The sequence below is a fragment of the Synechococcus sp. A10-1-5-9 genome (assembly GCF_047716785.1).
In the GTDB taxonomy this organism is placed as follows: domain Bacteria; phylum Cyanobacteriota; class Cyanobacteriia; order PCC-6307; family Cyanobiaceae; genus Synechococcus_C.
In genome coordinates, this window is the sequence record NZ_CP180406.1 from 1,299,621 (window position 1) to 1,316,880 (window position 17,260).

Genomic DNA, 17,260 nt, shown 5'->3' on the forward strand with positions numbered 1-17,260 from the left:
CTACGGAGCTTGTGTTAAAGATTCAGCACAACCCAAAGCAGAAACGTGCATCAGTCATCTCTACTGCGAATGCAATGGTTTCGCAATACATTTGCGCCCCACAACCAAAAACTCAAAGTCATTGACGTCGGAAGCTACGACGTCAATGGCTCCTACAAGCAATTCTTTCCATTACCCGATTTTGAATACACAGGACTGGACATGTCTCCAGGGCCCAACGTTGACATTGTCCCAAAAAATACTTACAACTGGAGAGAAATAGAGACCGAAGCCTTTGATATTGTTATTTCAGGTCAAGCATTTGAGCACATAGAGTTTTTCTGGGTAACGATGTCCGAAATGGTAAGAATCCTCAAGCCAGGCGGACTGATTTGCATCATCGCACCCAATGGGTTTGGAGAGCATAGATACCCTGTAGATTGCTGGCGTTTTTTCACAGATGGTCTTGTAGCCCTAGCGAGATACACCAGCCTAGAAGTTATACATTCACACACGAATTGCACCCCAGCAGCAAACCCAATCAACACGGATTGGCTAAGTAACGGCTATGCCGATTCAATGCTTGTAGCCAAGAAGCCATATGCGGGAATCACAAGAATACTTGGCCTTGATTCATACATATGCACTCCAGCCAATCATAAAGAGCTCATGCAGGGAATGTTAACCTACAAAGAGGCAGCAAAAAAGCCGCAGCCAACAAATCATTCTGACGGCACTTCAAGGTGCTAGCAATCGCCTTGTCGGAGCGAAACAAAACATGCTCCCTAAGATTGCTCTATCAAAACCCACTCACTATCGCCCAGACTTGAAATATTCCTGCCTTTTTTTGCTGGCATAACATTTGCTGAAAGCCCCTAAACTGCTTATTTCTCTTCTAAATCTCCACCAGCATTGCCGCTTCCACATCAGGCAGGCGAATAGCAATGGTTTTCATTTGTTTTTCTCCAGTCGCTCCAACTTCTCAGCAATCGCCTCTCTACAGAATGCTGAGATATTGAGATGGCGACTTCTCTTCAGGAGCAGCAGCGCCTGATGGAGTTGCTGGGCGCCACCTTCTGGGTAGGTGATGGTGAGTTGGTTTCTTCTCATTTCTTTTTTGGTGATAGGTCGCTATTGAATGGGTCAAGGGCAATCAGCTCCAAGCTGGTCTGTTTTCCCAAATAATTGCTGATGCGTCTGTAGTCATCATCCTGTGGGTTGATGCGTTGAATATCTATGGATTTCCATTTAGACAATGCCTTGACCTTATTGGGAAGTCGCTTGCGAAACAGGGCTTCCATCTCATATTGGGTATTTAGGCTCTCTGGCATCTTTTCTGTGATGAGGTGCGTGTGAAACTGACCTGTGCCTTAGTGGCTGGTTTCGTGGAAAAACAGCATCCGTGGATAGGGATATTCACCAGCACCCTTGATGGTCTTATCACGGCTCTTGTAGATGATGCGGTGGAGTTTCCGCATCAGGTCAGCCACATCCAGGAGCAACTCATCTTCCTTCGTGTGGTGGTCTCGGTAGTGAAAGCTGATGAGCCACCAGGGGTTGATGCTGTGGAGCTCACCTTTGATGAGGTGTTTGATATTCCGTTTCAAGCGTTGGGCTTGCCTGCGCTCTTCTTGTTGTATTGATGTCATTTGAGTTTCTCCTGTTTCTTCTCACGCAGAGATACTGACACCAATTCCTTGGCATCCAGCACATCTCTTCTGTTGTATGGCTCGCAGCTGGCGCTTCTCATTCCACCGAGTAAGCACTGCAAGCGTTAGTTATTTATGCAAGTTGCACCTTTTACAGGGTCGCCACATGAGGATTGACTGACACTCCAATATCTGCAGGCAAAGCCAACAAGAGCGATGCATCACGCAGGCTTGTTTTTATTGCTATTTCCGCCGTATATCAAGCCCTGACGCACCCACTTTTATAGCTTGGCTCATAACATCTTTTTTTGGTTTTTGTTTCAAGCTGTCTGCCAAGTCGGCATCTTCAATCTGCCTGTTGGCTTGGCATAGGTATCAAGCAGCATCTTGGTGGAGTGCCCTGCTGCCGCTGCCAAGTCAGCTGGGGAGTTTCCCATCGCTAAAGCGTGAGACAGGAAGCTATGGCGTTGGGCATAGAGACGGCGGGGCTTCAATCCACAACGCTGCAGGCTGCGATGCCATACCCGACCCACCAGATGGTCGTAGATATTCGTGTGGCTGGTGGGGGCGACAAACACCAGCCCATAAGGGTCGTAAATCTCCAGCAGCTCCATCGCAGCCTTGTGCTGTCTCAACACCTCCAGCACCTGTGCGGTCAGTGGCACAACCCGCTCTCTCCCTGTCTTCGTCGTTGCCCAGCTGTGATGACCTGAGGAATAGCCATCACGCCTCAAGCTCTTGCAGACCAGCACCTCGCCTTCTTCCCAGCGGATGCAGTCCCAGGTCAATCCCCTGATTTCGGCATTTCGCATCCCTGTGCTGAGCCACAGCAGAAACAGCGGGTAATACCAGGGCTCGTTGGTCTCCAGGTCGCTCAGCACGGCTTGGATTTCTTCCACGCTCAGCACATCGCTCTGCACTGACCGCCGCTGCTACTTGAGTTTGTGAGAAAACAAATGGCGGTTGCCACCGCTGCATTGGCGGTAGTGGGTCATCAACCCAGCAATGGTGCAGTCGCTCAAGCCACGCTCCTCTCTCAACCAACGCAAAAACTCCTCTGCATCGCTTCTGGTGCGGATGGGTTGTCCATAGCGCTCCAGCAGCTTGTGGGCGTGGATGGCGGCTGCCTGGCGTTTGCTCTCTGCCCGCACCCGTAGCGCCTCCAGCAATCCCACCTGCTTGCCGTTGATGAGAGGTTGATACGCCATCAGGGAGCGGTCAAAGCACCCCTGCTGGTAGTCGCTCCAGATTTGGGCGGCAATGGCGTGGGCTTTAGCCACTGCCACAGGGTCATCCCAACGACCCAGGCGGTTGATAAACGCATCCCTGCCGTCAATTCTCACCCTCACCTGGAGAGTGCCGTTGTTGTTGCGTAGAGAAGGTGGTTTCCTCAAGCTGTGCCGCCGCTGCTGAGACCACGGCTACGGCTGCACCACTGATTTATCCAACACAGCCCATCAAGGTCGTAGCCCTCCGTAGCCATTGGAGGTCTGCAAGCAAGACAAATCGCTCAAATCAGCTGCAGTGGCTTGAGTGTTGGCTGGCTGACCCAGGGCAACCACTCAACAATCAAGCCCAGCCTGGGGTCCTTGAAGTCAGGGCTCGCTTCACGCAGTGGTGAATGCCGTAGCTCACATACACATAGAAGCGACCTGGCTCACCAAAGAGCGTTTCGTTTTGAGGGCTCCTGCGCCGATAGCCATGACAGGCAGGCTCCTCCTGGGAATACGCCTCCGTTTCCACAATCTCGCCCCAAAGCAGGCTGCCGTCCTCTTGGCGTTTCACCAACCTGCAGCCAATCAGGTGGGGGCCCACCTCCTCGGCAGAGCGGGAGAAAAAGGATGGGGGCAGAGGAGAGAAGTCAAACGAGGCGATGACCATCCCTCCATCGGATCGTTTCCAGTCTTCTGGAGTGGTGACAGGAGAGCAAACTGCCGCCAGGCTGCAATCAATCCCAATGCTCGCAGCGATGGACGCCTCAATCCAGGCACGCCGCGACTTTGTCTTTCTGGTTCTGGCGGGGCTGTTTCTCGGCACCTTGGGGATGCTCAACATCCTCGGGCTCACTCGCTTCCTCGAACTGGGACACATCGGGTCGTGGCCGATCGTGGTGGCCGTTGGCGCCTTGCCCTATCCGATCACATTTCTGTGCACGGATCTGATCAGTGAGTTGTGGGGTGAGAAGAGAGCCAGCCAGGTGGTGTGGGTTGGTCTGCTTCTCAACGGCTGGGTCGTGCTGATCCTCTGGCTGGGTGGCTTGCTCCCCGGTGTTGAAGGAGCCCCGGATTCCACATTCTTCGAAATCCAGAGGCTGGCCTTCGGCTCGGTGTTGGCCTCCATGGCGGCATATCTCACTGCACAGTTCGTGGACGTGCGCCTCTTCCACTTCTGGAAACAGTTCAGCGGTGGACGGGCGCTCTGGCTGCGCAACAACGGCTCAACACTGGTGAGTCAGCTGGTGGATACCAGCGCTGTGGTGCTGATCAGCCACTACGCCTCCGGCGTTCTGCCCGTTCGCCCCGGTGAACCCGTGGCTCCGCAGCTGGTGTCGTTCATCGCCAGTGGCTATCTCTTTAAGGCCATGGCCGCACTGATCGACACCATGCCTTTCATCTGGCTCACCGGCTGGCTGCGCCAGTGGTTGGCCGTGCCTCGCACGGGCAGTGAGATCGGCGGAGATCACGATCCCACCATGCAGGGCATGACACCTCGCTCATCCCTGCCAGGCTTAGAGAAATAGATGTGATCAGATGGACGCCGCCCTCTCCGGATTCAACCTGGGCACGGTTCTGCTCTTTGGCAGTGGTTTGTTCGTGCTGGCCACGCTCTTCTTCGGAACGAGAGGTGGCTACTACAACACCGATCAATACGACGGCAACGGCACCGCCCACTGAGCGCCAAGATCAACCTCAGTCGTTAGGAAGGCATGAACTTATCGCTCCCCGGCCCGGCGGACAGTACCGATGCCATTCGCCTGGCTCTGCAGAGCTGGCCGGACGTGGACCGCTACCTACAGACCTGCAAGGGCGTGATCATCCCCCTGGGTTCCACAGAGCAGCATGGGCCCACCGGCGCCATCGGCACCGATGCTCTCACCGCTGAAGCAGTGGCTCTCGAACTGGGACGACGCAGCGGTGTGTTGGTCACGCCGGTTCAAGCTTTCGGCATGGCTGAGCACCACCTCGGCTTTGCCGGCACAATGAGCCTTCAACCCGCCACGCTCCTGGCGGTGCTCCACGATCTGGTGCTCTCTCTGGCCACCCATGGATTCGAGCGGATCCTGGTGGTGAATGGGCACGGAGGCAACATCGCCACCACAAGGGCCGCCTTTGCCCAGGCCTACGGCACGGCTGCCAGCCGTGGCCTCGAGGTGGCCCCCAGGCTCCGCTGCAAGCTTTCCAACTGGTTCATGGCCGGACCTGTGATGCGCCGCGCCAGGGAGCTCTACGGAGAGCGTGAAGGGCAACACGCCACCCCCAGCGAAATCGCCGTCACCTTGCATCTGCACCGCTGCCTGCAGGAGAAGCAACGCCCCCTGCCCGAAGCCGCAGCCTGCGGGGCCATTCATGGTCCGCAGGACTTCCGCCGCCGCCACCCCGATGGCCGCATGGGATCCGACCCCTTTCTGGCCAAGCCTGAGCATGGCCAGGAGCTGCTGAATACAGCCGCGGAGACGTTGCGCGAGGATCTCAGTACTTTCCTCACTGCCGAATGAGCAACATCACGGCCGACGACGTGCGCAAGGTGGCCCATCTGGCCCGGCTCGATCTCCCTGAGGAGACCATCGCCACCTACACCGGTCAGCTGGAGAGGATCCTTGATTACGTCGACCAGCTGCAGGCCGTTGATACGGAAGGAGTGCCGGCAACCACCCGCGCCGTGGAAGTGGTCAACGTCACTCGTGAAGACACCGTCGAAGCGACCGAAGTGAGAGAAGCACTGCTGGATCAAGCTCCACTTCGGGAAGGGGACTTCTTCCGAGTCCCGAAGATCCTGGCCGATTAGTCAGTGTGAGTGCGGCCGGCGTGGCTGGGTTTTGATGGCGATGCGGTCCACAAAACCCAGCCAGCTGCGCTGCAAAGCGCGGCCAGGAATAAAGCGGGCAGCTCTGCGCATCTTGCCTCTGCGGTGATTGTGACTGCGCACGCCCACAAGAATGTCGTAGAGGAAATTGGCACCATCAGCACGGGTTTCAAAAATCCCGAGCCGTTGCGGTGAACCTTTGGCGTCCAGAAGGGGTTTGGTGGCCTCATAAGCAGGCTTGTACTCAAACCAAGGCACCGATGGCCAGAGATGGTGCACAAGGTGATAGTTCTGTCCCATGATCAGCCAGTTCATCAGCCTGCCTGGGTAGATCCGAGCATTCGTCCAGCGATTCCTGGACGTGAATGGACGATGGGGCAGGTAGTCAAAGAAGAGCCCGAGGGTGACGCCCACCATCAGTGCCGGTGCAAACCAGCAGTTGAAGATGAACGGCAGAAAATCAAAGGTGACCGCAGCGGCAACGATCGTGAAGAACACGGCACGCTCGAATCCCCACTGCATCAGCTCCCAGCGCTTCCAGAGTTTGCGCTGAAAGAAAAAGACCTCGTGATAAAAAAATCGTGGAGCGATCAGCCAGAGCGGGCCGAAGGTGCTCACAATATGGTCCGGATCGTTCTTCGGATCGTTGACGTGGGCGTGGTGTTCGAGGTGCACCCGCGTGAAAACCGGAAAACTGAAACCCAGCAAGAGAGCCGACCCATGGCCCATCAATTGGTTCACCCACGGCACGGGATGAGCCGATTTGTGGCAAGCGTCATGTACGACGGTTCCCTCAAGGTGCAGCGCCAGAAACCCCGTGATCAACATCACAGGCAACGGCCAACCGGCTGAAAACCAGCCCCAGATCGTGAGAGCAGCCAGGGCATAACCGCCCAAAAACAAGCCCACCGTGGGATTCCAGGCTGCGGGTGGATCAACGAACTGTTTTGGAACAGAACGCAAACGAACCTCCGCGGCCGGCATTTCAGGTTGGACGAAAGCCTGGGTCATTCAGCGAAGGTGCGACAGCCGACTGCTACGAGCCACCAAATTAGGGAAAGGGATGCCCACCGGGGGACTTGAACCCCCACGACCGAAGCCACTGGTACCTAAAACCAGCGCGTCTACCAATTCCGCCAGATGGGCAATGTTGCAATTTTAGGCAGCCACCCAGAATGGGTTCATCTGTGGATCCCGCGATGCTGGCCACCCTTGCAGGAGATCTCTGTCTGGTGGTGGGGCTGGCGGTTCTGCTGCTTCCGCTTCTGGTGACGGAACTGAGCCGTCCTCGCGATGGACTCTGGGGTGCCGTGGTTCTGCTGCTCGGACTGGTGCTGGTGACCAGCAGCGACCGCCTCCGGGGAGCACCGATGCTGGCGGTGGCTTGCGCAGGGCTGCTGATCAGTCGCCTTGGAAGCGAAGTGGCTCAGTCCCGCTGGAATCAGCTGAACCCTGAGGAGCAGCAGCGATTGAAATCCAGTGAGCGCTGGTCCACCAGCCTGAAGCAGTTCAGTACAACATTCAGCACATTGCTGAGCAACGCCGGCCAGGCCCTGGGCAGCCTCAAGCCCAAAGCCCCTGCCGCTGAACGCCCTGAAGGCAGCAGCCGCACCGGCAAGCGCTGGGTCAGACCCGAACCGGAGACTGAAGCCGACAAAGCCAAAGCACCTGAACCGACAGAGCCTGATCCAAAAGCCACACCCCCAACCAGCGAAGACGGATAATTCCGGTTGCAGCTGCCCCAACGTGAGCAAGGAGACCCGCGACGCCGCCGAGGGACGTCCCTCCTACAAGGACACGCTCAACCTGCTGCAAACAGGCTTTGGCATGCGCGCCAATGCCGTGAAGCGGGAACCGGAACTGCAGGCCTTCTGGAATGAGAACGGCATCGATGGACAGCTGGGTCTCAAAAACAGCGGCCCTCCATTCACCCTCCACGACGGGCCGCCCTATGCCAACGGTGCCCTGCACATGGGCCATGCCCTGAACAAGGTGCTCAAGGATGTGATCAACAAATACCAAGTACTGCAAGGCCGCAGGGTGCGCTATGTGCCGGGATGGGACTGCCACGGCCTGCCGATCGAACTCAAGGTGCTGCAGTCGATGGACCCGGAACAGCGCCAGGCGCTAACGCCGATCAAGCTCCGCAAGAAAGCCGCTGCCTACGCCCGCAAGCAGGTGGATAGCCAGATGAAGGGCTTCCAACGCTGGGGCATTTGGGCCGACTGGGAACAGCCTTATCTCACGCTGCAAAAGGAGTACGAAGCCGCCCAGATCAAGGTCTTCGGCGAGATGGTGCTCAAGGGGCACATCTACAGGGGCTTGAAGCCGGTGCACTGGAGCCCCAGTTCCCGCACTGCCCTGGCCGAAGCCGAACTGGAATATCCCGACGGCCACACCAGCCCCAGCGTGTATGTGGCTTTTCCAGCGGAGGAGCTCCCCAAAGCCCTGCGGGACACCCTCAAGGGCGATGGGATTGACCTTCCCACTGAGGCTGCTCCCCTAGGCGACGCCTTGCAGGTGGCGATCTGGACCACTACTCCTTGGACGCTTCCGGCCAACCTGGCGGTATCGGTGAATGAACGTCTCGACTACGCCCTGGTCGACGATGGCGAGGGCCGGATGCTTGTGGTGGCAGCCGATCTGATCGAGTCGCTCTCCAAAACCCTGGAGCGCCCCCTCAAGCGTCGCGCCACGGTGAAAGGGGCTCAGCTTGCCGGACTCACCTACCGGCATCCGCTGCTGGATCGCACCAGCGCAGTGGTAATCGGCGGCGAGTACATCACCACCGAATCCGGCACAGGCCTTGTGCACACCGCCCCAGGCCACGGCGTCGACGACTTCCACACCGGCCAGAAGTACGGCCTGCCCGTGCTCTGTCCGGTGGATGAAGCCGGCACCCTCACCGCAGAGGCAGGCCCCTTCAAGGGTCTGAACGTCCTCAAGGACGCCAACCCAGTGATCATCGAAGCCCTCGAGCAAGCCGGAGCACTGCTCAAGCAGGAGGCCTACGGCCACCGCTACCCCTACGACTGGCGCACCAAGAAACCCACGATCTTCCGCGCCACTGAACAATGGTTCGCCTCGGTGGAGGGCTTTCGCCAGCAGGCTTTGGAAGCCATCGATCATGTGCAATGGACCCCCGCCTCGGGCCGCAACCGGATCGAAGCGATGGTGAAAGAGCGGGGGGACTGGTGCATCTCCCGCCAGCGCACCTGGGGAGTGCCGATCCCCGTTTTTTACCACCGCAGCAACGGCGAGGTGTTGCTCAATGCCGACACCCTGGCCCACATCGAAACGCTGATCGCCGCCCACGGCGGCGATGTTTGGTGGGAAAAGGCCGAGGTTGATCTGCTGCCACCGGCCTATGCCGACCAGGCCGATCAATGGCGCAAAGGCACCGACACGATGGACGTGTGGTTCGACTCCGGGTCCAGTTGGGCGGCGGTTTCAAGCCAGCGTGAGGCACTCAGCTATCCAGCAGACCTCTACCTCGAGGGATCCGACCAGCATCGGGGCTGGTTCCAGAGTTCTCTGCTCACCTCCGTCGCCGTGAACGGCAAGGCGCCTTACAAGCGGGTGCTCACCCATGGGTTCGCGCTCGATGAGAAAGGCCGCAAAATGAGCAAATCCCTCGGCAATGTGGTCGACCCGATGGTGATCATCGAAGGGGGCAAGAACCAGAAGCAGGAGCCTCCCTTCGGCGCTGATGTGCTGCGGCTTTGGGTGAGCTCAGTGGACTATTCAGCCGATGTACCCATCGGCGCTGGAATCCTGCGTCAAATCGCGGACGTGTACCGAAAGGTGCGCAACACCAGCCGATACCTGCTCGGCAACCTGCACGACTTCTCCCCGGAAAAAGACGCCATTGCCGTGGCGGACCTGCCGCTGCTGGACCGCTGGATGCTGCAGCGCACAGCTGAAGTAATGGATGAAATCACAGAGTCCTTCGAAAACTACGAATTTTTCCGTTTCTTCCAACTACTGCAGAACTTCTGCGTCACCGACCTCTCGAACTTCTACCTCGACATTGCCAAAGACCGTCTTTACGTGAGCGCCCCATCCGACCAGCGCCGGCGTAGCTGTCAGACCGTAATGGCCTTGATCATCGAACGCTTGGCCGGCTTGATTGCGCCTGTGCTCTGCCACATGGCCGAAGACATCTGGCAAAACCTTCCCTACCCAGTGGAGGAAACCTCGGTCTTCCAACGCGGTTGGCCAACCGCTCCGGACAGTTGGCGCGACGCTTCCGTGCAGGAACCGATGCAGCAACTGCGCGAGCTGCGGGCATCCGTGAACAAAGTGCTGGAGGACTGCCGCAGCCGTCAGGAGCTGGGCGCCTCTCTAGAGGCATCGGTTCGCCTTGAGGCCCACAGTCCCAGCTTGCAATCTGCTCTGCACTGGCTCAACGAGAACGGCCAGCCCGAGGTGGATGGCCTACGCGATTGGCTTCTGGTGTCGCAATTGCAAATTGGCGGTGAACCCTGGGCGGAACTGCTCGCCAACCATGACGACAGCGTCGCGCTTATCGAGGTTGCCCGTGCCCGCGGCACCAAATGCGAGCGCTGCTGGCATTACGAAAGTGATGTGGGCCAACATGCCGACCATCCTCATCTCTGCGGGCGTTGCGTCAGCGTGCTGGAGAGGCTTTGACCCAGTGCGCTTCATTCAGAAGAGCAACGGGCTCCATTGGCCCTGCCAGCACGATCTCCTCTGCTGGCGATAAGGGGCCTTTCAACAGGTCAACCTGACTCAACAGCGTGCCTTTAGGCAGAACGGAGGCATCCGGATCAAACGACGTGGGATGGGTGGTGCTGCTGCTGAAGCCACGAAAAATCAGCAATTCGAAGGGCTCTTCATCGACCCGTCCCCGCAATCGCACAACACGGTCGGGGTGTTGGCGGGTGCGTTCCTCAAACGCTTGCACCAAATCAGCATCCACCGGCATCAAAATTCACCAGCCACCCGACCCTGGCGCGGGAAGCGCACCAAGAGCCACTGCAACAGGCCCACGGCATAAGCCACAAGCGCCACGTAGCCGATGAAGGAGGCAACAGCTTCCGTCCACTGGCCGCCGAACACGAAATCAAATAAGCGTTCCGCAACCCGGTGCAGTCCCTGGGGAGCTTCCAGCCAGACCTTGCACTCGGCTGCCTCAAGAGCGCGTGCACAGCCCAGTGCCGACCCCGACATCCCGACGGCGAAAACCGCAAACACCGTCAGAGACCAACGCCAGATGCGAACGGTCATCGGCAGAGCCCGGCCCGGGGGACTGTCGGCCAGTTCCTCATTGAGATCCACCCAGAACCACACCGATCCAGCCATGAGCAGGGGAGCCAGAAGGGCCGTGACGTAGCCGATCGGCCGTTGATCGGTGAGTAGCAACACGCTGATGGCAAGCAGGCTGGCAACCTTCCAGTAAATGCTCAGCAGGCGCACGAGGGCAGGATCACGGCGAACTCCAGCCCAGATCAACAGGATCAATGGCAGACCGAGAGCAATCGTGGCGCCGAGGCGGTAGGTCAGCCACACCAGGGTTCGGGTCGTGAGATCAGGCACCAGCCAGGCACATCAGCGCTTCATTATCAGTGCCATCCATCAAGACCACAGGATTGGTAAGGTCCAATTCATGGTTCCGTTTAATCCTCTCGACTGGTTCCGGAGTTCGGGTTCCCAAGCGCGTTGCCGCCATGCCCTCTCCCATCAGCCATCCATGGAGGAGGCCGTTCGGGATGTGTCCACCACCCTTGGGGCCAACGGCGCTGACATCGCCCTGGTGTTCGTGTCCAGTCACTTCGCCAGTGATCTCCCTCGCTTGCTGCCCCTGCTTCAGCAGCGTCTGCACTCCAGCCACTGGTTAGGATGTCTCGGGGGAGGTGTCGTGGGCACGACGGCGGCCGGTGATGCCCACGAAGTGGAGCAGAGCCCGGCATTGAGCGTCATGTTGCTCAACCTCCCCGGAGTCGAACTGCAGAGCGTACAACTCAACGGCAACGACCTTCCAGACCTTGACGGTGCTGCGCAGCACTGGCACGAGTGGGTGGGCCTGAAGCCGGGATCCAGTCGATCTCTGCTGCTTTTGATCGATCCCACGTGTAGCGGAATCAATGATCTGATCAGCGGTCTGGATTACGCCTACCCCTCGGTGGACAAGATCGGTGGAATCGCCATCCCCCACAACGCCGCCCATGGCTCCCTGCTCTGCGGCGATGGCGTCGTAGCCGGAGCCGTAGGGCTCAGTATTGGTGGAGATTGGACTCTCGATCCTGTAGTGGCGCAGGGGTGCAGGCCGATCGGTCCGGTGTTCGCGATCGAGCAGGCCCAGCGCAACGTGCTATTGGAACTCAGTGATGGAGACCGGCGCGACAGCCCCGTGGCTTGCCTGCAGCGGGTGCTTGCAGGACTGAGCGCTGAAGATCGTGAATTGGTGCAGCACTCGCTGTTTCTGGGTGTTGAGCGACAGGAACTGTCTGCAGGAGCTGCAATGGCCAAGCTGCAACGCTTCGCATCAGACAGCGGACAGTCCGATCCACAACCCAACAACGAGAAGGAGCGCACTTTTCTAGTTCGCAACCTGATCGGGGTGGATCCCCGCAACGGAGCCGTCGCCGTCGCTGAGAGGGTTCGTGCGGGGCAGAACGTTCAATTTCAGCTGCGAGAAGCTCAGGCCTCCCGCCAGGAAGCACGCCAACTGCTGCAAGCCAGCCGCACAACCTCAGCCGCAAAGGATCCGCTCTGTGGACTGCTGTTCGCCTGCCTGGGCCGAGGCAGCGGCCTGTTCGGAACAGCTAATGGCGACGTGACCATCGCCCGTGAGGTAATGCCGAGTCTCCCCATTGCCGGAAGCTTCTGCAACGGCGAGATCGGCCCCCTTGGCGGCGCGACGCACCTTCATGGTTACACCGCTTGCTGGGGCCTTCTCCGCCATGCACCGCTCGATTCCTCGCCGTCCTGATGCGTCAGCACGTCAATCCCCTCAGCCGGTTCTTTCAACTGCCCCTGGAGCTGCCTGCGCCGGATTGCTTGTTTGATGACCCCAGCCGTCCCATTCATCTGGACATCGGCTGCGCCCGGGGCCTGTGCCTACTGGAGCTGGCCGCTCTGAGGCCGGATCGCAATCACCTGGGTGTGGAAATCAGACGGCCCCTGGTGCGTTCCGCCCAACGGGACCGGGACCGCCTTGAACGCCTCAACCTGCACTATCTGTTCTGCAACGCCAATGTGAGCTTGGAGGGATGGATGGCCGCCCTTCCACACGATCACCTGCAGCTGGTGAGCATTCAGTTTCCGGATCCGTGGTTTAAGCGGCGTCACCGTAAGAGGCGCGTGCTGCAACCGTCCCTGTTGCTGGCCATTGCAGCAACATTGCAACCGGGTCGGGAGCTGTTTGTTCAGAGTGACGTACTGGCCGTGATCGAACCGATGGTGGCGCTGGTTGAGCTGAGCGGATGCTTCGATCGCCCCGCCGAGGACGACCGCCCCTGGAGAGCCGACAACCCTCTGCAGGTGCCAACGGAACGTGAACGCTATGTGCGGGACCTGGGTCTCCCGGCCTATCGGGTTCTCTACCGGCGCAATCGGCAGCCATTGCCAGATCGTCAAGATCTAGAGATTGCTTGGCAACGGGTCGATAATCCCGCCAACGATGCATTTTCCCCGGATGGCTGAGGCTTCAGAACCGTCGCCGTGGTTGCTCCGCTGGCAGGGATGTCTCCCCGGTTCGGCAGCGCAGCAGAAGCGCCTCGGTGATCTGGCCGGCATCATTCTGATCCTGCTGCTCGCAGGACTTCCCCTGGTCACGCGCACGGGGCTGGGATTGATCGTGCTGGCCTGTGGTGCTCTCTGGCTGCTGTGGTCGCTCACCAAGCCTCCCGAGCGACTGGGTGGAATCAGCGGCTGGTTGCTGCTGTTTCTAGGTGTCGCCGTGCTGGCCACAGGCTTCTCGCCAGTCCCCGCCGCGGCCCTCAAGGGGCTGGTGAAACTGCTGAGCTACCTGGGGGTCTACGCCTTGATGCGCCAGCTTCTCGCCGTCCGACCTGAATGGTGGGATCGTCTGATGGCGGCTCTCCTCGGAGGATCGCTTCTGACCGATGTGCTGGCCCTGCGCCAGCTCTATGCCCCCACCGAAGAGCTGGCCCGCTGGGCCGATCCGAATTCAGTCGCCGAAGGAACGATCCGGATCTATGGGCCGCTGGGCAACCCCAATCTGCTGGCGGGCTACCTAGTGCCGATCCTGCCGCTAGCACTGGTGGCCTGCGTCCGCTGGCGCGGATGGGGGAGCCGTATGTTTGCCGCAAGTGCCTTCATCCTCGGAAGTGCGTCGGTGCTCTTCAGCTACAGCCGGGGGGGGTGGCTTGCTCTTGTGGCAGCCCTCGGCAGCTTGGTGCTGCTTCTGGTGCTTCGCGCCATTCGCCACTGGCCCCCACTCTGGAAGCGATTGGTGCCCCTGGCCCTGCTGGGAGCCGGGGGGGTGCTGCTGGCGCTAGCCGTCACCCAGGTGGACCCGATCCGCACGCGGGTGATGAGTCTGCTTGCCGGGCGCGGCGACAGCTCCAACAACTTCAGGATCAATGTGTGGCTGGCTGCGATCGACATGATCCAAGACCGCCCCTGGTTAGGAATCGGCCCAGGGAACGCTGCGTTCAACAGCGTCTATCCCTTGTATCAGCAACCGAAATTCAATGCCCTGAGCGCCTACTCCGTACCTCTGGAACTGCTTGTGGAGACAGGCCTTCCGGGCCTGATCGCCTGCATAGGGCTTGCGTTTGCCAGCGTGCGCAGAGGCTTGAAAGCGCTGGAGTCCGATGCTGATCTCGCCCTTCCCTGCATCGGCTGCCTGGCAGCGATCACCGGGCTGCTCGTGCATGGAGCCGCCGACACGATCTTCTTCCGCCCTGAAGTGCAGATCAGTGGATGGTTCTGCCTGGCCACTCTGAGCCAATGCCGTCCAAGGGCATGACTGAAACCTACGCGGATACATCACAAGTCCTGGCCGGATTCGATGCTGGTCAGACCCATTGCCGCTGCCGGCTCAGTCGCTGGACGCAGGAGGGCTGGCATGTTTTGGGAGAGGGCACGGGCACCGGTGTCAGCCACCTGGATGCCTCAGGCGGAGAGGAGCGCTTCCGTGAAGCCATCCGCTCTAGCTTGCAGGCTGCTTGGCCCAATGGCTGCCAGGCTCCCCTCGGAGCGGCGGCCGTGGGAGCTAGTGGCGTTGAAGCCGGAACAAGCCTGCAGCCCCGTGCGACCTCATTGCTGCATGAGGTGTTGAACCTCCCCTTGGAACGCTGCTACGCGACTGGCGATGAACGCACCGCCCTTCGAGGCGCCTTCGGCGATCAACCCGGCATCGTGCTGATCAGTGGAACGGGCATGATCGTGGTGGGGCGCAACACCAAGGGTGAGGAACATCGCTGCGGTGGCTGGGGTTGGCGACTCGATGGCGCAGGCTCGGCGTTCGATCTCGGACACCAGGCCCTACAGGTCAGCCTGCGCATGGCCGATGGGCGACTCGCGGATGGGCCACTGCGCCAAATGCTTTGGCAGAGCCTTGGCTGCGATACCGCCTACGACCTCAAAACCCTGGTGGTGCAGCCTGATCATCAGCCCGCAGATCTGGCACGTCTGGCACCCCTGGTGGATGAAGCCGCCGCCCAGGGAGATCGCCAAGCCCTGAAAATCCTTGATCAATCAGCATTCGCTCTCGCCGAAGCCGCCAGCGCAGTAGCCAAGCAGCTGCGCCTGCATCAACCGAACCTCTGCGCCCACGGAGGCGCAATCCAGAATCTGACGAAATTCAACAGCGCCGTGAATCAGGCGATCCAGCAACACTTACCAGGTGCTCGCTGGATCATTCCCCAAGGGGATGCCTGTGATGGCGCCCTGGCCTTGGCCCGCGATTGCTGGCAGCTCAAGCGGCATTGAGGTACAGGTCAGCCGCCTCAGCCAGGCGCTGGGTCCAATGCTCCACGGCACTGGAATCAGCCGCTTCCACCATCACCCGCAGAAGGGGCTCGGTGCCACTGGCCCGCACCAGCACCCGCCCGTCGTCCGCCATGCTGCGCTCGGCTTGTTGCACTAAGTCAGAGAGATGTTGGCAATCCGCCCAACCTTTGCGGCGAGCCCGATCAGGCACCCGCACATTCACCAATTTCTGGGGATAGGCCTTAAAACTGTGATCAAGCCAATCGGCCAGCGTCATCCCCTGGGCATGGCAGAGAGTGGCCAGTTGCAAAGCCGTGAGCACCCCATCACCGGAGAGGCCGTGAGCTGAAGAAAGGATGTGACCGGATTGCTCACCACCGAGAGCCGCACCACTGCGGACCATGGCGGCATGCACATGCTGATCACCAACGGGGGTGCGATCAAGCAGTCCACCTCGGGCCTGCCAGGCTCGCTCAAATCCCAGGTTGGACATGACTGTGGCCACAAGTCTCTGATCAGGAAGCGCACCGCTGTCCTGCAACGCTGAGCCCCAGAGGAAGAGCACATGGTCGCCATCGACGACGCGACCCTGGCCATCGACAGCCAACATCCTGTCGGCATCGCCGTCAAAAGCGAAGCCCATGGCAGCTCCACGATCCAACACGGCACGTCGCAGGGGCTCGAGATGGGTGGAGCCGCACCCCACATTGATCCGCTCCCCATCGGCTTCGCCATGGAGCACCGTGACATCGGCACCGAGCTCGGAGAACACCACGGCCCCGCAGGCTGTGGCCGAGCCCCAGCAGAGATCCAGAACAATCGGCACACCATCCAGCCGCTGATGGTGCACGCTGCTGAGAAGATCCTGTTTGTAGAGATCGAGAAGTTCAGAACGCTGGCGTGACACCCCGAACGCAGGCGCTTGCGGTGACGTCGGCTCCTCACCGCGCAAACCGGCTTCAATTCGCGACTGAAGCGCAGAGCCGAGCTTGCTGCCATCGGCACCGAATACCTTGATGCCGTTGTCCTCCGGTGGGTTATGGCTGGCGGACACCATCAAGCCACCGGCCGCCCCAAACCGGCGGATCAGGCCCGGGACTGCCGGGGTGGGGCACAGCCCAAGGGTCCAAACCTCTCGCCCCGCTGCGGTCAGGCCGGCCGCAAGCCCGGACACGAGCATGGATCCGCTCGTGCGGGAATCCATCCCGATCAGCACAGGCCCATCAGAGGGGAGCACCCGTCCACACCAGAACCCCACCTGCAGAGCAAGGGTGGAGGTGATCGCCGTACCGACATGACCACGCAGGCCATCGGTGCCGAAACTCACCTGGGCAGGATCAGGACAATCCAGGGGATGGAATGCAGGTGAGGCCATGGAGTCTCATTGATGGAATGAACCTTAAAAGGCCCGACAGCATCAGAACTTCAGCGCAAGGACAGGCCAATAGCTGCACGCCAAGCGTTCAACGCCAGCGCTGCGGGATCAAGAGGATGGCCGCCAGTTCAAGCAACGCCCAGGCGCCAACCAGAAGCACCATCCATCCAGGCAGCCACTGCAACGGCCAGAGCCAGCGCATCCCCCACAACACAAGGGCCACCCCGCAGACAATCGCGCAACGCAGTCGCTGCCGCCGCCCTGGGCGGGGCTTGCGCTGATCCGCACCCATCCATCGCCTGCTACTGGG

General features: G+C 59.8%; 18 protein-coding genes, 1 tRNA gene and 2 pseudogenes. 12 read left to right on the forward strand and 9 right to left on the reverse strand.

The features are described from left to right. The first annotated feature begins 69 nt into the window (after positions 1–69). The gene (locus ACLM45_RS07415) at positions 70–729 is read left to right on the forward strand and encodes a methyltransferase domain-containing protein (protein WP_415411293.1); all 660 of its coding nucleotides are present in this window, start codon (positions 70–72) and stop codon (positions 727–729) included. 356 nt (positions 730–1,085) lie between these two features. Here the strand turns inward: ACLM45_RS07415 and ACLM45_RS07420 are convergent, their stop codons facing one another. Further along, on the reverse strand, positions 1,086–1,310 hold the full coding sequence (locus ACLM45_RS07420) for a hypothetical protein (protein WP_415411294.1): 225 nt from the start codon (positions 1,308–1,310) through the stop codon (positions 1,086–1,088). 15 nt (positions 1,311–1,325) lie between these two features. Here ACLM45_RS07420 and ACLM45_RS07425 point away from each other — a divergent pair, with 15 nt between their 5' ends. Beyond that, a complete protein-coding gene (locus tag ACLM45_RS07425) occupies positions 1,326–1,622 on the forward strand; it encodes a hypothetical protein (protein ID WP_415411295.1) in 297 nt (98 codons plus the stop codon). A 326-nt stretch (positions 1,623–1,948) separates the two neighbouring features. On the opposite strand, the pseudogene ACLM45_RS07430 reads toward ACLM45_RS07425, so the two are convergent. Beyond that, positions 1,949–2,971, reverse strand: a pseudogene (locus ACLM45_RS07430) (site-specific integrase). Between the two features lie 229 nt (positions 2,972–3,200). Continuing rightward, positions 3,201–3,509 (reverse strand): annotated as a pseudogene (locus ACLM45_RS07435) (DNA-3-methyladenine glycosylase); the annotation flags it as partial. Between the two features lie 76 nt (positions 3,510–3,585). Here ACLM45_RS07435 and ACLM45_RS07440 point away from each other — a divergent pair. Genes ACLM45_RS07440 through gatC form a run of 4 tightly spaced genes read left to right on the forward strand, consistent with a single transcriptional unit; the run spans position 3,586 to position 5,633 of the window. Continuing rightward, a complete protein-coding gene (locus tag ACLM45_RS07440) occupies positions 3,586–4,368 on the forward strand; it encodes a queuosine precursor transporter (protein ID WP_415411381.1) in 783 nt (260 codons plus the stop codon). 10 nt (positions 4,369–4,378) lie between these two features. Then, entirely contained in the window at positions 4,379–4,522 is a 144-nt protein-coding gene (locus ACLM45_RS07445) for a hypothetical protein (RefSeq protein WP_006042301.1), read from the forward strand. A gap of 32 nt (positions 4,523–4,554) precedes the next feature. Further along, positions 4,555–5,343, forward strand: a complete 789-nt coding sequence (locus ACLM45_RS07450) for a creatininase family protein (RefSeq protein ID WP_415411296.1) — start codon at positions 4,555–4,557, stop codon at positions 5,341–5,343. Continuing rightward, positions 5,340–5,633, forward strand: coding sequence for an Asp-tRNA(Asn)/Glu-tRNA(Gln) amidotransferase subunit GatC (gatC, locus tag ACLM45_RS07455; RefSeq protein ID WP_415411297.1), 294 nt, complete (start codon positions 5,340–5,342; stop codon positions 5,631–5,633). Before ACLM45_RS07450 ends, gatC begins: the two co-directional genes overlap by 4 nt. Here gatC and crtR read toward each other — a convergent pair whose 3' ends face one another. Both crtR and ACLM45_RS07465 read right to left on the reverse strand, forming a co-directional pair. Then, a complete protein-coding gene (gene crtR, locus ACLM45_RS07460; protein ID WP_006042304.1) occupies positions 5,634–6,662 on the reverse strand; it encodes a beta-carotene hydroxylase in 1,029 nt (342 codons plus the stop codon). It lies immediately after the preceding gene. A gap of 53 nt (positions 6,663–6,715) precedes the next feature. After that, positions 6,716–6,797: transfer RNA gene (locus tag ACLM45_RS07465), tRNA-Leu, on the reverse strand. 53 nt (positions 6,798–6,850) lie between these two features. Here ACLM45_RS07465 and ACLM45_RS07470 point away from each other — a divergent pair. Then, positions 6,851–7,375, forward strand: a complete 525-nt coding sequence (locus ACLM45_RS07470; RefSeq protein WP_415411298.1) for a Ycf66 family protein — start codon at positions 6,851–6,853, stop codon at positions 7,373–7,375. A gap of 22 nt (positions 7,376–7,397) precedes the next feature. Next, the gene (ileS, locus tag ACLM45_RS07475) at positions 7,398–10,304 is read left to right on the forward strand and encodes an isoleucine--tRNA ligase (RefSeq protein WP_415411299.1); all 2,907 of its coding nucleotides are present in this window, start codon (positions 7,398–7,400) and stop codon (positions 10,302–10,304) included. Here the strand turns inward: ileS and ACLM45_RS07480 are convergent. Together ACLM45_RS07480 and ACLM45_RS07485 are read right to left on the reverse strand one after the other, a co-directional pair. Beyond that, entirely contained in the window at positions 10,282–10,599 is a 318-nt protein-coding gene (locus ACLM45_RS07480) for a hypothetical protein (protein WP_415411300.1), read from the reverse strand. The two genes, ileS and ACLM45_RS07480, sit on opposite strands and share 23 nt — an antisense overlap. Next, the gene (locus ACLM45_RS07485) at positions 10,599–11,210 is read right to left on the reverse strand and encodes a DUF3177 family protein (RefSeq protein WP_415411301.1); all 612 of its coding nucleotides are present in this window, start codon (positions 11,208–11,210) and stop codon (positions 10,599–10,601) included. Before ACLM45_RS07485 ends, ACLM45_RS07480 begins: the two co-directional genes overlap by 1 nt. A gap of 70 nt (positions 11,211–11,280) precedes the next feature. Here ACLM45_RS07485 and ACLM45_RS07490 point away from each other — a divergent pair, with 70 nt between their 5' ends. Genes ACLM45_RS07490 through ACLM45_RS07505 form a run of 4 tightly spaced genes read left to right on the forward strand, consistent with a single transcriptional unit; the run spans position 11,281 to position 15,575 of the window. Continuing rightward, a complete protein-coding gene (locus ACLM45_RS07490; RefSeq protein ID WP_415411302.1) occupies positions 11,281–12,606 on the forward strand; it encodes an FIST N-terminal domain-containing protein in 1,326 nt (441 codons plus the stop codon). Then, positions 12,606–13,319: a tRNA (guanosine(46)-N7)-methyltransferase TrmB gene (trmB, locus tag ACLM45_RS07495; RefSeq protein WP_415411303.1), complete on the forward strand. Its 714-nt coding sequence runs from the start codon at positions 12,606–12,608 to the stop codon at positions 13,317–13,319. Before ACLM45_RS07490 ends, trmB begins: the two co-directional genes overlap by 1 nt. Beyond that, entirely contained in the window at positions 13,312–14,610 is a 1,299-nt protein-coding gene (locus ACLM45_RS07500) for an IctB family putative bicarbonate transporter (protein WP_415411304.1), read from the forward strand. The genes trmB and ACLM45_RS07500 overlap by 8 nt, the downstream gene beginning before the upstream one ends. After that, complete coding sequence (locus ACLM45_RS07505) at positions 14,607–15,575, forward strand: BadF/BadG/BcrA/BcrD ATPase family protein (RefSeq protein WP_415411305.1); 969 nt, start codon at positions 14,607–14,609, stop codon at positions 15,573–15,575. Before ACLM45_RS07500 ends, ACLM45_RS07505 begins: the two co-directional genes overlap by 4 nt. Here the strand turns inward: ACLM45_RS07505 and glmM are convergent. Both glmM and ACLM45_RS07515 read right to left on the reverse strand, forming a co-directional pair. Then, a complete protein-coding gene (glmM, locus tag ACLM45_RS07510; protein ID WP_415411306.1) occupies positions 15,562–16,950 on the reverse strand; it encodes a phosphoglucosamine mutase in 1,389 nt (462 codons plus the stop codon). The two genes, ACLM45_RS07505 and glmM, sit on opposite strands and share 14 nt — an antisense overlap. A gap of 88 nt (positions 16,951–17,038) precedes the next feature. After that, on the reverse strand, positions 17,039–17,242 hold the full coding sequence (locus ACLM45_RS07515) for a hypothetical protein (RefSeq protein WP_006042315.1): 204 nt from the start codon (positions 17,240–17,242) through the stop codon (positions 17,039–17,041). Positions 17,243–17,260: the final 18 nt, after the last annotated feature.